Origin of the sequence: Pseudomonas rustica (assembly GCF_049959085.1) — a bacterium.
Lineage (GTDB): Bacteria > Pseudomonadota > Gammaproteobacteria > Pseudomonadales > Pseudomonadaceae > Aquipseudomonas > Aquipseudomonas rustica.
Genome location: NZ_CP188200.1, coordinates 3,233,171 through 3,247,394 on the forward strand (window position 1 = coordinate 3,233,171; position 14,224 = coordinate 3,247,394).

The window sequence follows — 14,224 nt, forward strand, 5'->3', positions numbered from 1 at the left end:
ATTGGCTGACAAGGAGTTGCGCTTCATGGAAATTGAAGAATTCGGCTACAAGCAAGAGTTGAAACGGAGCCTGACGCTCACCGACCTGGTGGTGTACGGGATGATCTTCATGATCCCCATCGCCCCGTTCGGCGTGTATGGCTACGTTAACGCCGAGGCACCGGGGATGGTGCCGCTGGCGTACATCATTGGCATGGTGGCAATGCTGTTCACCGCGCTGAGCTACGGCAGTATGGCCAAGGCTTTTCCGATTGCCGGCTCGGTGTATTCCTACGCGCAACGCGGCCTCAATCAACACGTCGGCTTCATCGCTGGCTGGCTGATGCTGCTCGACTATCTACTGATTCCACCGCTGCTGTATGTGTACGCGGCGATGGCACTCAACCATTTGTATCCGGACATTCCGAAAGTCGGCTTCATTCTGGCGTTCCTGGTCAGCGCGACTTTCGTCAACCTGCGCGGCATCACCTTCACGGCGCGGATGAACATCATTTTTCTGCTGGCGCAGTTGGTCGTGCTGGGCATTTTCCTGTTCTACGCGTGGACGGCCTTGCACAACGGTGGCGGTAACGGCGAGCTGACCCTGGCGCCGCTGTACAACCCGGAAACCTTCAACTTCGCCCTGCTGATGCAAGCGGTATCGATTGCCGTGCTGTCGTTCCTCGGCTTCGACGCGATCTCGACGCTCGCCGAGGAAATCAAAGGTGATCCGGGCAAAAGCGTCGGCAAAGCCGCACTGATCACGCTGATCGTGATGGGGGTGATTTTCGTCGCGCAAACCTGGATTGCCACCGATCTGGCAGCCGGTATGGGCTTCAAATCCGCCGACACCGCATTCTATGAAATCGCCGAAATCGCCGCTGGCAGCTGGCTGGCAACCGTCACCGGCGTAGCGACTGCATTGGCGTGGGGCGTTGCTGTGGCGATCACCTCGCAAGCCGCCGTGTCGCGTCTGCTGTTTGGCATGGCCCGCGACGGCAAACTGCCGAAAGTACTGGCCAAGGTGCACCCGAAACACAACACGCCGTACTTGAGTATCTATCTCGTGGCCGTGCTGTCGCTGCTGATCTGCTACCTGTTCATCAATTCGGTCGACACCCTGACCTCGCTGGTCAACTTCGGCGCACTCAGCGGTTTCATGCTGCTGCACCTGACCGTGATCAACTACTACTGGCGTCGGCAGAAGTCCGGCCAGGTTATACGTCACCTGATCTGCCCGGTGATCGGCTTCATCATCGTCGCGGCCATCATGTACAACATGGGCGTCGATGCACAAAAACTCGGCCTGATCTGGATCGCGCTGGGGCTGGTGTACCTGTTCTTTCTCAACAAACTCGGCGCCAGCACCGCATTGCCCGATCCGAGCAATGGCTGACATAAAAAAGGGCGGCGTCTGACAACAAATCAGGCGACCGCTGATTTCGCGCGTGGAAACCGACAGTGATAGTCAGGTTCGGCGAATTCGCCGAATCTTTTGATACAGGAGTACATCCATGCTGGTCTTACGCCCAGTCGAGATAACCGACCTGCCTCAGTTGCAACAATTGGCCCGCGACAGTCTGGTGGGCGTGACCTCCCTGCCGGATGACAGCGAACGGTTGCGCGAGAAAATCGCCGCGTCCTGCGCTTCGTTTGATCGCGATGCGAGCGCGCACGGCCCGGAGAATTACTTTTTCGTGCTCGAAGATATGGATAACCGGCGCCTCGTCGGTTGCTCCGAGATTGTCTCGACGGCGGGTTTTGATGAACCGTTCTACAGCCTGCGCAATCGCCACTTCACCAGTGCCTCGCGCGAGCTGAACATCGAACACGGCGTGCCTGCGTTGTCGCTGTGCCACGACCTCAACGATCACACCTTGCTGCGCGGTTTCCACATCGACGCGGCGCTGGAGCGCACGCCATTTTCTGAATTGCTCTCGCGAGCGCGGCTGCTGTTTATCGCCGCTCATTTGCAACGTTTTGCCGAGGCAGTGATTACCGAAATCGTCGGATACAGCGATGCGGACGGCAACTCGCCATTCTGGGATGCACTGGGCAAGCATTTTTTCGACTTGCCCTACGTTGAAGCCGAGCGCCTGTGCGGGTTGCAGAGCCGGCGCTTTCTCGCCGAACTGATGCCGCAATACCCGATTTACGTGCCGATGCTGCCGTTGGCGGCACAGGAATGTATCGGTCGCATCCACCCTGACGGTCAGGAGGCCTTCGATATTCTTCAGCGCGAAGGCTTCGAGACCAACAGCTACATCGACCTGTTCGATGCTGGCCCGACGCTGTATGCGCGCATGGCGAACATTCGCTCGATCGCCCATAGCCAGACCGCGCCAGTTCAATCACAACCACAGATCGATGCGCGTGGCCGTTATCTGCTGAGCAATGACGCGCTGCACGGTTACCGCGCGATTGTCGCCGAACTGGATTATCAGCCAGGGCAACCACTGGCCCTCACCCCGGCCCTGTGCGCCGCATTGAACGTGAGCGAAGGCAGCCCGATCCGGCTGATTGCCCTGTGAACCGCCCGAACAGGCGCGTAAAAGGAGTTACCGCATGATTGTCCGCCCGGTCAAAGTCAGCGACCTGCCTGCGTTGATGACGCTGGTTCAACAGGCCGGCCCAGGGTTCACCACCCTGCCGGCCAACGAAGATCGCCTGGCGCACCGGGTGCGCTGGGCGCAACGTGCGTTCGCCGAACAGGTGGAACGCGCCGACGCCGACTATCTGTTCGTGCTCGAAGACGATGACCAGCGGGTGATCGGCGTCAGCGCGATGTCGGGTGCGGTCGGTTTGCGCGAGCCCTGGTACAACTATCGCGTTGGTTTGACTGTGAGTTCGGCACCGGATCTGGGGATTCAGCGGCAGATTCCGACGCTGTTCCTCAACAACGAACTGACCGGGCAATCGGAGCTGTGTTCGCTGTTCCTGCGCCATGATCAGCGCACCGGCAGCAATGGACGATTGTTGTCGTTGGGGCGTTTGCTGTTCGTCGCCGAGTTTCCGCATCTGTTTGGCGAAAGGATGATCGCCGAACTACGCGGCAGCGCTGATGAGCAGGGTTGTTCGCCGTTCTGGGACAGTCTGGGGCGACACTTTTTCCAGATGGATTTCACCCATGCCGACCACTTGTCCGGCTTGGGCAACAAATCGTTCATCGCCGAACTGATGCCGCGTCAGCCGCTGTACACCTGCCTGCTCACCGAACAGGCGCAGGCTGCAATCGGTCAGGCGCACCCGAATACCGAGCCGGCGCTGAAGATTCTTCAAGCCGAAGGATTTGCGCACAAAGGTTACATCGACATTTTTGACGGCGGCCCGGTGATTGAGGCGCCGATCCGCAACATCCGCACCGTGCGCGACAGCCTGGAACTGACCCTGAGCCTTGGCACGCCAGATGAGCAGGCGCCGTTGTGGCTGATCCACAACCGTCGTCTGGAAAACTGCCGCATCACCGTCGCCCGTGGTCGCCGCGTCGGCAGCAGCCTGGTGGTTGATCGCCTCACGGCGCAACGTTTGCAACTGCAACCGGGCAATTCGGTACGCGCGGTGATGCTGCCGAATCAACAGCAGCAGGCTGTCGCTGCTTAACCCCTCACTGCATTCGCGTGCGTATGAAGATCACCTGTACCCAGGAGACCCCTGTGGCGAGGGGATTTATCCCCGATGGGCTGCGAAGCGGCCCCAAAACAGCCACCTCATTTATCCAGACATACCGCATTTGCCGGTCTTACGACTGCTTCGCATCCGATCGGGGATAAATCCCCTCGCCACAGTTATCTCCACTCCTCAAAAATCTCCTCACTTCCGAAATTGCCTGAGCACAGACAAATCCCCTCCCAACAGGTGATACCTTTCAGCAAACGGCTCCCCGCCTGACCAGCCGCGCAAATTCGTCATGATCCTTGACCCATTCGCGTGATAGCCTTTTAAACCTTCGGCGTTGACACATTTGCTCAAGCCTTTCCATTCCTTTGTATTGGTGGAACTCGTATGTCCAGGCTTTCTCATCAAGATTTGCGCCGTAACTTCCGTCAGTTGCTGGCCTCCGACACTTGCTACCACACAGCATCGGTGTTCGACCCGATGTCGGCCCGCATCGCCGCTGACCTGGGTTTTGAAGTGGGGATTCTCGGTGGTTCCGTGGCCTCGTTGCAGGTGCTCGGTGCCCCTGACTTTGCCCTGATCACCCTGAGCGAGTTCGCCGAACAGGCCACCCGTATCGGCCGCGTTGCGCAATTGCCGGTAATCGCCGACGCCGACCACGGCTACGGCAACGCCCTCAACGTGATGCGCACCATCGTCGAACTGGAGCGCGCCGGTGTCGCCGCCCTGACCATCGAAGACACCTTGCTGCCCGCGCAATTTGGCCGCAAATCCACCGACCTGATCACCGTCGCCGAAGGCGTCGGCAAAATTCGCGCGGCACTGGAAGCCCGGGTCGACACGGAAATGGCGATCATCGCGCGCACCAACGCCGGCATCCTGCCCAACCAGGAAATCATCAGCCGCACCAAGCAATACCAAGCGGCGGGCGCTGACGGCATCTGCATGGTTGGCATTCAAGACTTCGATCAACTGGAACAGATCGCCGAACACCTGACCGTGCCGCTGATGCTGGTCACCTACGGCAACCCGGCGCTGCGCGACGACAAGCGTCTGGCCGAGCTCGGCGTGCGCGTGACCATCGACGGTCATGGCGCGTACTTTGCGGCGATCAAAGCGACGTACGACAGCCTGCGCGAACAGCGGCAGATTTTCACTCAGGCATCGGATCTGAGCGCGACCGAATTGACGCACACCTATACCCAGCCTGAGGAATACATCCTGTGGGCTAAGGAATACATGAGTGTCAAAGAGTAAAGCGCTGCCCCCTTCGCGAGCAGGCTCGCTCCCACATTGGAATGCGGTCAACTGTAGGAGTGAGCCTGCTCGCGAAGGCGGCGTGTCAGGTACAATTTGAGCGTCTGCCCCACCGCATTCGCGAGCAAGCCCGCTCCCACAAGGGTAATGCGCTGCAGCAATCAGACCGAATCAAGCAACTCGTGTCGCGGTTTGCTATCGCAATTGCAGATCACCCGATTGCGCCCGCCCGCCTTCGCTTCATACAGCGCCTGATCGGCATCATTGAGCCAACGGGTCGCGTCGGCATGCGCGGGGTCGTACGCCGCCAGGCCGATACTCAAACTGACCTTCAGCGCCGGATTCTGCTCATAAACCATCGTGGCAAAACGCTCGCGCAACGCTTCCATCGCCTGCGCGGCATTGAACAGCGGCAAGTCCGGAAGAATCACACAGAACTCATCACCGCCATAACGCCCGGCGACATCAGTGGAGCGCAGGTTCTGTTTGAGCATTTTGCTCAACTGCCGCAACACAATATCCCCCGCCACATGGCCGTAGGTGTCGTTGATCGACTTGAAATGATCGATATCGATCAAGGCAATCGCCGCGCCCTGAGTTTGCCGCTTGCAACGTTGAAACATGCTGTCCAGTTGATCCTTCCAGGCGCCGTGATTGAGCAGCCCGGTAAGGCTGTCGGTGCGGCTCAGGGCCAGCAGTTCGCGTTTGTGCTGTCCCAGCGTGTAGGCCTGACGGAAACAGATCCAGCCTAACGCTAGCGGATACAGCATCAGCAGCGGCAAGCAGGCGTAAAGTTGTGTGGGAGAAGTCACAGCAACAAATGCCGGGGCAAACACCACAAGACCAACGCCAACCCCGAGAATCTGCGCCGCCAGGCCTGCCAGCAGAAAACGCACCCCGCCGATGGCGACGTTGTTCATGGCCATCATCGAAACGGTGGTGGCGCTGGGCAGCGGATTGAAATGCATCGCCGCGACCCAAAAGCCGCCGAAAAAGGCATCGATCAATAAATTACGGTGTTCCGCGTGATACGGCGTGGGTGAGCGTCGCGCCCATTGAAACGCCAGATGCGGCCAGACGGCCCCGTTGATCAACATCACCGCCCACACCCAGGCCGGCGGATCGAGCGGATACATCGCCACACTGACGCAAACGAGCCCCAGCGCCAGCCCAATGGTGCGCGATGTATAAAGCCTCCTGGCCAATGAAAGTCCTTTTCCCCCGGTGTTTCCCATAAGGGCCTCGATGACTCGACGGAACCTGCGCACAGCATTGAATAGATGTGCTGGGAGTCTATCAGGGCAACGTTAAATAGCCATCACCGGCCAGCGGCCACAAAACGGCAACAACACACTCCCGTAGGAGCTGCGGCACGCTGCGATCTTTTGATCCTGGCTCTGACAATCAAAAGATCGCAGCCTCGTTTCACTCGACAGCTCCTACAGGCCGAATATTTGGCTATACATGAAAGGAGCAAAACGGAAAAACAACTATAAGAAGGAGGCCCATGCGCAGTTATCAAGTGTTGATCATCGGCAGCGGTTTTGGCGGCCAGTGCGCGGCGGTCAATTTGCTCAAGGCCGGGATCGACGATTTTCGCATGCTGGAGCGACGCGATTTTTTCGGCGGCACCTGGTGCCAGAACACCTACCCCGGCGCAGCGGTGGATGTGCCGTCACCGCTGTACTCCCTGTCGTTTGCACCGTATCGCTGGTCGCAGATGTTTGCCGGGCAAGCCGAATTACAGCGTTACACCGAACACGTGATCGACCAATTCAACCTCCGCGAGCGCGTGGAACTGCAGGCGAATGTCGAGCGTGTCGAGTGGGGTGAGCTGGAAAAACGCTGGACGGTTTACACCAGCGCCAAAGGCATGTATTACGCGCAGTTCCTGATCAATGCCAGCGGCCCGCTGAGCCAACCGGTGATCCCACACTTTGCGGGGCAGGATCGCTTTCAGGGCAAGACATTTCATACAAACAATTGGGATCACGACTACGACTATCGCGGTAAACGCGTCGCCATCATTGGCAGCGGTGCGAGCGCGGCGCAGGTGATTCCGGCGATTGCTCCGGAGGTCGAGCAACTACACGTTTTCCAGCGCACGCCGCACTGGGTATTACCCCGCGCGGATCGCGTTTTCGGGCCGCTTCAACGTTGGCTGCTCGGCATCAAACCCGCCTACAAGCTGCTGAGATGGCTGATTTACTGGCAATTCGAAACCCGGGTCATCGCTTTCAAATACTCGAAACCAGCGATTCATCTGGTGCAGAAGCAAGCTCTCAAGTTTCTCAAACGCCAGGTGCCTGACCCGGTGCTGCGCGAAAAACTCACGCCCGACTTCACCATCGGTTGCAAACGGGTGTTGGTCTCCAGCACCTATTACCCGGCGCTGACTCGCCCCAACGTGACGCTGCACAGCCGCGAACATGGCATCGCCTCAATCAATGAAAGCGGAATCAACACGGTTGATGGCCAACACATCGATGTGGATCTGATCGTCTGGTCGACCGGTTACGACGCCACCGACGGCGTTATTTCCTACCCCGTCAGCGGCAAAAACGCTGTGCAACTCAGAGATGTCTGGGCCGAATATCCCCGCGCGTACCTCGGCACCAGCCTGCCGGACTTTCCCAACCTGTTTATCGTCACCGGGCCGAACACCGGCATTGGCCATACATCGGCGCTGTTCATCATCGAATCGCAGATGAACTACATCATCGACTGCATAAGAACGCTCAAAACCAAAGGTTTGCGCAGCATCGAAGTGCGCCCCGAAGCGGAACGTACCTACACTGAGATGATCCATCGGGAGATGGAGCGCACGGTCTGGAAGTCCGGCGGTTGCCACAGTTGGTATCAAAGCAAGAGCGGTCATGTGATCGCGATGTTTCCCGGCTTCAGTTTCAGCTATTACCGGTTGACCCGGGCGCTGAAACCGGCCGACCACATTCTGTCCTGAACACGTAAAAGGAAGACGTCGATGCTTTTGCTGTTTGTCGCCCTCGCAGTATTCGTGGCCTGGAGCTGGTTGAGTTACCCGGCGGTCGGCCATTGGTTGTACGACCTGAACATGGCCATCGAGGCCAAGTTGTACAAGTTGCACAAAATCGAAGTGCCGATCGCCGAGATGACGGTGTCGACCTGGCAGGGTGGGCCTTATGAAGCGTCCAGCGCGATCCTGATGTTGCACGGCTACAGCGCCGACAAAAATTTGTGGCTGCGCTTCGCCCGGCATTTTGTCCGGCAGTATCGAGTGATCATTCCGGATCTGGCCGGCCATGGCGAAACTGGCTTCAAGGCGGGCGGTGGTTACGACATTCCGCTGCAAGCCAAACGCATGATTCAGTTGCTCGACGTCTGCGGTGTGGAGAAAGTCCATGTGATCGGCAACTCGATGGGCGGCTACATTGCGGCGTGGCTGGCGGCGACGTACCCGGATCGCATCGCCTCGGTGGCGTTGATTGACCCGGCCGGCGTCACGGCACCGCAGGCCAGCGACATGGAACGGCATCTGGCGCGGGGGCATAACCCGTTTCTGATCAATTCCCGCGAAGAGTTCAAAAACTTCTACGCGATGACCATGGAATCGCCGCCGTGGGTGCCGAAACTGGTGCTCGACGCGATCGCTCAGCGCTATGAACAAAATCGCGATGACCTCGAAGAAATCTTCCGCGACTTCCGCGCCAGCCCGCCGATGGAACCGAAACTCGCTGACATCAAATGCCCGGCGCTATTGCTCTGGGGGCGCAAGGACCGGCTGATCGACGTCAGCAGCGTGCCGGTCTGGAGCAAGGGCATCGCCAATTTGCGCGTGGACGTGTGGGATAACGTCGGGCACATGCCGATGGTCGAACAGCCGTCGAATACCGCGCGGTTGTATCGGGAGTTTTTGGGTAATCAACGCGCATGAATGTAATCAACCCATTCCTGTGGCGAGGGGATTTATCCCCGTTGGGCTGCGAAGCGGCCCCAGCTCTTCCATTGAGGGGTATCAGACACACCGGACTCTCAGGATTGGGGCCGCTGCGCGACCCAACGGGGATAAATCCCCTCGCCACAGGGGAAAGTGTTCATCCAAGGAGCTGGGGGGTGAGATGAACATTCTTTATGACGAACGCCTCGACGGTGCGCTGCCGGACGTTAATAAAGTCCAACTGTTGAAAACCCTGCAACAAGCCATCCCCGATCTCGACATTTTGTGGCGCGAAGAAGAACTCAAACCCTACGAATGCGACGGCCTCTCCGCCTACCGCACCACACCCATGCTGGTCGCCCTGCCCCGGCGAATCGAGCAAGTGCAAACCCTGCTCAAACTCTGCAACCAGCACAACGTCCCCGTGGTCGCTCGCGGCGCCGGCACCGGCTTATCCGGTGGCGCCTTGCCGCTGGAAAAAGGCCTGCTGCTGGTCATGGCACGCTTCAACAACATCCTGTACATCGACCCCACCGCCCGTACCGCGCGGGTTCAACCCGGGGTGCGCAATCTGGCGATTTCCCAGGCTGCTGCGCCGTTTGGTTTGTATTACGCGCCGGATCCATCCTCGCAAATCGCCTGTTCCATCGGCGGCAACGTCGCCGAAAACGCTGGCGGCGTGCATTGCCTCAAATACGGCCTGACCGTGCACAACCTGCTGAAAATCGAAGTGCTGACCATCGAAGGCGAACGCCTGACCCTCGGCTCCGACGCCCTCGACTCGCCAGGTTTCGACCTGCTCGCGCTGTTCACCGGTTCCGAAGGTTTGCTCGGGATCATTACCGAAGTCACGGTCAAACTGCTGCCCAAACCGCAAGTGGCGAAAGTGCTGCTGGCCAGTTTCGATTCGGTGGAAAAGGCTGGCCGCGCGGTCGCTGAAATCATCGCGGCGGGGATCATTCCCGGCGGCCTGGAAATGATGGACAACCTCGCCATTCGCGCCGCTGAAGACTTTATCCACGCCGGTTATCCGGTGGATGCCGAGGCGATTCTGCTGTGTGAACTCGACGGCGTCGAAGCCGACGTCCACGACGATTGCCAACGCGTGCGCGAGGTCATGAATCTGGCCGGCGCCACCGAAGTGCGCCAGGCCCGCGACGAGGCTGAGCGCGTGCGTTTCTGGGCCGGACGCAAAAATGCCTTCCCGGCGATCGGTCGGCTGTCACCCGATTATTACTGCATGGACGGCACCATCCCGCGCCGCGAATTGCCCGGCGTTTTGCAAGGTATCGCCCGCCTCGGCGAAGAATACGGCTTGCGCGTGGCCAACGTGTTCCATGCCGGCGATGGCAACATGCACCCGCTGATCCTGTTCGACGCCAACCAACCCGGCGAACTGCATCGCGCCGAAGCCTTGGGCGGCAAAATTCTCGAACTGTGCGTGCAGGTCGGCGGCAGCATCACCGGCGAACACGGTGTCGGCCGCGAGAAAATCAATCAGATGTGCGCGCAATTCAACAGCGAAGAACTGAGCCTGTTTCACGCGGTAAAAGCCGCGTTCGACCCGAAAGGCCTGCTCAACCCCGGCAAAAACATTCCGACGCTGCACCGTTGCGCCGAATTCGGTGCGATGCACATTCACGCCGGGCAACTGCCCTTCCCCGAACTGGAGCGTTTCTGATGGCTGACGTCGACGCCTTGCTCGATCAGGTCAACGAAGCGCGGGCCAATGCCACACCGCTGAAAATCCAGGGTGGCAACAGCAAGGCGTTTCTCGGTCGCGAGGTGGCCGGTGAAGTGCTCGACACCCGCGCGCATCGCGGCATCGTGGCTTACGACCCCACCGAACTGGTGATCACTGCGCGCGCCGGCACGCCGTTTTCCGAACTGCTCGCGACGCTGGATGAAAATGGGCAAATGCTGCCATGCGAACCGCCGTCGTTCGCCGACAGCGCCACGGTCGGCGGAATGATCGCGACAGGATTGTCCGGGCCTCGGCGACCGTGGTCGGGGTCTGTGCGGGATTTCGTGCTTGGCACGCGCGTTATCACCGGCCTCGGTCAGCATTTGCGTTTCGGCGGTGAAGTGATGAAAAACGTTGCCGGATATGACCTGTCGCGGCTGATGGCCGGCAGTTTCGGCTGCCTCGGTGTGCTCACCGAGGTCTCGCTGAAAGTCCTGCCCAAACCCCGCCAATGCCTGAGCATTCGCCTCGATATCGACTGTGCACGGGCACTGGCCAAACTGGCCGAGTGGGGCCAGCAACCGTTGCCGATCAGCGCCGCGTGTCACGATGGCGAAAGCCTTTATCTGCGTCTTGAGGGCGGCGAAGGCTCGGTGACCGCAGCGCATCAACGCCTCGGTGGCGAAGCGTTGGACTCGTCGTTTTGGCGTGATTTGAATGAGCAGCGCCTGAGCTTTTTCGACGAAGGCCAGCCGCTGTGGCGCCTGTCGCTGCCAAACAATCTCGGGCCGCTGGACTTGCCCGGCGAGCAACTGATCGACTGGGCCGGCGCGCAACGCTGGCTGAAATCCTCCAGCGCCGACATTCATGCCCTCGCCCAGTCACTCGGTGGCCATGCGACCTGCTTCACCCATGGTGCCAGCGAATCACCGCTTCAGCCTTTGCCCGCGACATTGCTGCGCTATCACCGCCAGCTAAAAGCGCAACTCGACCCGCAAGGGCTGTTCAATCCCGGGCGGATGTACGCGGAGTTCTAGCCATGCAAACCACCCTCAGCGAACAATCGCGACAGTTGCCCCGCGCCGCCGAGGCGGAAAAAATCCTGCGCACCTGTGTGCATTGCGGTTTCTGTAACGCGACGTGCCCGACCTATCAATTGCTCGGCGACGAACTCGACGGCCCGCGCGGGCGCATCTACCTGATCAAGCAGGTGCTCGAGGGCGCGCCGCCAACCGCGCAGACACAACTGCATCTGGATCGCTGCCTGTCGTGCCGCAACTGCGAAACCACCTGCCCGTCCGGCGTCGACTATCACAACTTGCTCGACATCGGTCGCGCGGTGGTCGACCACGCGGTGCCGCGCCCGGCCGCTCAACGTCTATTGCGCGAAGGCCTACGCGCATTGGCGCCGAATCCGCGACTGTTCAAAGGACTGCTGCGAGTGGGCACAACGTTTCGCCCGCTGCTGCCGCGCTTGCTTGAGAGCAAACTGCCGCAGCATCTGTTGGTCAACGGTTCGCGCCCTGCCCCTCGGCATGCTCGCCGTGTGTTGTTGCTCGAAGGCTGCGTGCAACCGGGTTTGTCGCCGAACACCAACGACGCGACGGCGCGGGTGCTGGATCGCTTGGGCATCAGCGTCACGCCGGTGGCCGAGGCCGGTTGTTGCGGTGCGCTGGATTATCACCTCGACGCCCAAGCCAAAGGCCTCGCCCGCGCCCGACAGAACATCGACGCGTGGTGGCCACATCTGCAAAACGGCGCCGAAGCAATTGTGCAAACGGCCAGCGGCTGCGGCGCGTTCATCAAGGATTACGGGCATTTGCTCGCGGACGATCCGGTCTACGCGGCGAAAGCGCAGCGCATCAGCGAAATGACTTTGGATCTGGTGCAGATCCTCGCCGAGCAACCGCTGGAGCAAGTGTGCGCCGCCAGCGAACGACGCATCGCCGTGCATTGCCCGTGCACCTTGCAGCACGCGTTGAAACTCGGCGGCACCGTGGAAGCAGTCTTGTCCCGCATCGGTTTCAACCTCACCGCTGTCCCCGATGGCCATTTGTGCTGCGGTTCAGCAGGGGCTTACTCATTGACCCAACCGGTGCTGGCCCGGCAACTGCGCGACAACCGCCTCAATGCGCTGGAGAGCGGCCGTCCTGAGCTGATCGTCACCTCAAACATTGGCTGCCAAAGCCACTTGGCCAGCGCCGGCCGCACGCCAGTCATGCACTGGATCGAACTGGTGGATCAGTCGTTGGCAGAATGAAGTTCGTAGGATTCTTCGTTTGCCGACGTAGGCGAAGGCTGCGATCTTTTCATCTATCCAATACGTGACCGTGGCAGGAATTTTTTTCATGACCGTGCAGCCGTTCGTCAGCCCCGACCTGATCCGCCAACGCTTCTCCAAAGCGATGTCCGACATGTACCGAGAAGAAGTGCCGCTGTACGGCGCGCTGATGGAATTGGTCGAACAGACTAATCGCAGCGTTCTTGACCGGGACACGCAAATTGCCCGGCAACTGGAAAGTACCGGCGAAATCGAACGACTGGACATGGAACGCCACGGTGCCATCCGCGTCGGCAAGGCGACCGAACTGGCCACCCTCGCCCGCCTGTTTGCGGTAATGGGCATGCAACCAGTGGGTTATTACGATCTGACGCCGGCGGGTGTGCCGGTGCATTCCACGGCGTTTCGCGCGGTGCATGAGGATTCGCTGCAAGTCAGTCCGTTCCGGGTCTTCACGTCGTTGCTGCGACTGGAATTGATCAACGATCCCGAGCTGCGCACCTTCGCTGAATCCGTGCTGGCCAAGCGTTCGATCTTTACCCCTACGGCGTTGCGTCTGATTTCCCAAGCAGAAACCGCTGGCGGACTGACGGAAAGCGAAGCACAGGAATTTGTCCTACAGGCATTGGAGACCTTTCGCTGGCATCACAGCGCAACCGTTACCGCCGCGCAGTATCAGACGCTCAGCGCTCAACATCGATTGATCGCCGACGTGGTCGCCTTCAAAGGCCCGCACATCAACCATCTGACCCCGCGCACGCTGGACATCGACCGTGTGCAAGAGCAAATGCCCACCCATGGCATCACCCCGAAAGCCGTGATCGAAGGCCCGCCGCGCAGGCAGTGCCCGATCCTGCTGCGCCAGACCAGTTTCAAAGCGCTGGATGAGCCAATCGCCTTCACCGACCAAGACGAAACCCAAGGCAGCCACAGCGCGCGATTCGGCGAAATCGAACAGCGCGGTGCAGCACTCACACCCAAGGGGCGCGCACTGTATGACTTACTGTTGAATGCTGCTCGCGATGAACTGGGGGACTTCCCCAACGAAGCCAACGCCGCACACTACAACGCGCTGATGACTCAGCACTTTGGCGAATTTCCTGACAGCGTCGAGGGCATGCGCGAACAAGAGCTGGCGTATTTTCGCTATTTCGCTACGGAAAAAGGACTGGCGGCGGGAGGACTTGCCGACGCGTCACTGGAGCAATTACTGCGCGATGGCTACGTGAAGGCAGAACCGCTGGTGTACGAAGATTTCCTGCCGGTTAGCGCTGCGGGGATTTTTCAGTCGAACCTTGGCGATGCCGCGCAAACGCACTATGGCGAGCATTCCAACCGACAAGCGTTCGAACAGGCACTGGGCCGCTCGACCATCGACGAGTTGGGCTTATATGCCGAAACCCAAAAGCGCTCAATTGATGAGAGCCTGGCCGCACTTTCGGGTAACCGCTGAAAAGATCGCAGCCTGCGGCAGCTCCTACATTAGGGTGTG

At 59.6% G+C, this 14,224-nt stretch carries 11 protein-coding genes; 10 read left to right on the forward strand and 1 reads right to left on the reverse strand.

The annotated features are described in order from the left end of the window. Positions 1–25: 25 nt before the first annotated feature. The 4 genes from ACP3TY_RS14780 to ACP3TY_RS14795 all read left to right on the forward strand — a co-directional run bounded on the left by ACP3TY_RS14780 (position 26) and on the right by ACP3TY_RS14795 (position 4,851). Positions 26–1,375: an APC family permease gene (locus ACP3TY_RS14780; RefSeq protein ID WP_159812482.1), complete on the forward strand. Its 1,350-nt coding sequence runs from the start codon at positions 26–28 to the stop codon at positions 1,373–1,375. Positions 1,376–1,493: 118 nt separating this feature from the next. Further along, on the forward strand, positions 1,494–2,510 hold the full coding sequence (locus ACP3TY_RS14785; RefSeq protein ID WP_426617819.1) for an arginine N-succinyltransferase: 1,017 nt from the start codon (positions 1,494–1,496) through the stop codon (positions 2,508–2,510). 34 nt (positions 2,511–2,544) lie between these two features. Beyond that, positions 2,545–3,579, forward strand: a complete 1,035-nt coding sequence (gene astA, locus ACP3TY_RS14790) for an arginine N-succinyltransferase (RefSeq protein ID WP_282358769.1) — start codon at positions 2,545–2,547, stop codon at positions 3,577–3,579. 402 nt (positions 3,580–3,981) lie between these two features. Further along, positions 3,982–4,851, forward strand: a complete 870-nt coding sequence (locus ACP3TY_RS14795) for an isocitrate lyase/PEP mutase family protein (RefSeq protein ID WP_053119221.1) — start codon at positions 3,982–3,984, stop codon at positions 4,849–4,851. A 161-nt stretch (positions 4,852–5,012) separates the two neighbouring features. Here the strand turns inward: ACP3TY_RS14795 and ACP3TY_RS14800 are convergent, their stop codons facing one another. Beyond that, the gene (locus tag ACP3TY_RS14800; protein WP_159812485.1) at positions 5,013–6,086 is read right to left on the reverse strand and encodes a diguanylate cyclase; all 1,074 of its coding nucleotides are present in this window, start codon (positions 6,084–6,086) and stop codon (positions 5,013–5,015) included. Between the two features lie 272 nt (positions 6,087–6,358). Between ACP3TY_RS14800 and ACP3TY_RS14805 the strand changes: the two genes are divergently transcribed. The 6 genes from ACP3TY_RS14805 to hglS all read left to right on the forward strand — a co-directional run bounded on the left by ACP3TY_RS14805 (position 6,359) and on the right by hglS (position 14,185). Then, positions 6,359–7,813: a flavin-containing monooxygenase gene (locus ACP3TY_RS14805; RefSeq protein WP_426617820.1), complete on the forward strand. Its 1,455-nt coding sequence runs from the start codon at positions 6,359–6,361 to the stop codon at positions 7,811–7,813. Positions 7,814–7,834: 21 nt separating this feature from the next. Further along, the gene (locus ACP3TY_RS14810) at positions 7,835–8,764 is read left to right on the forward strand and encodes an alpha/beta fold hydrolase (protein ID WP_212546123.1); all 930 of its coding nucleotides are present in this window, start codon (positions 7,835–7,837) and stop codon (positions 8,762–8,764) included. Positions 8,765–8,948: 184 nt separating this feature from the next. Continuing rightward, complete coding sequence (glcD, locus tag ACP3TY_RS14815; RefSeq protein WP_426617821.1) at positions 8,949–10,448, forward strand: glycolate oxidase subunit GlcD; 1,500 nt, start codon at positions 8,949–8,951, stop codon at positions 10,446–10,448. Continuing rightward, positions 10,448–11,488 carry a glycolate oxidase subunit GlcE gene (gene glcE / locus ACP3TY_RS14820; RefSeq protein ID WP_426617822.1) on the forward strand — a complete coding sequence of 347 codons (1,041 nt, stop codon included), beginning with the start codon at positions 10,448–10,450 and terminating at the stop codon, positions 11,486–11,488. The genes glcD and glcE overlap by 1 nt, the downstream gene beginning before the upstream one ends. Positions 11,489–11,490: 2 nt before the next feature. Further along, positions 11,491–12,711: a glycolate oxidase subunit GlcF gene (glcF, locus tag ACP3TY_RS14825; RefSeq protein WP_426617823.1), complete on the forward strand. Its 1,221-nt coding sequence runs from the start codon at positions 11,491–11,493 to the stop codon at positions 12,709–12,711. Positions 12,712–12,799: 88 nt separating this feature from the next. Further along, positions 12,800–14,185 carry a 2-oxoadipate dioxygenase/decarboxylase HglS gene (hglS, locus tag ACP3TY_RS14830; protein ID WP_426617824.1) on the forward strand — a complete coding sequence of 462 codons (1,386 nt, stop codon included), beginning with the start codon at positions 12,800–12,802 and terminating at the stop codon, positions 14,183–14,185. Positions 14,186–14,224 lie beyond the last annotated feature (39 nt).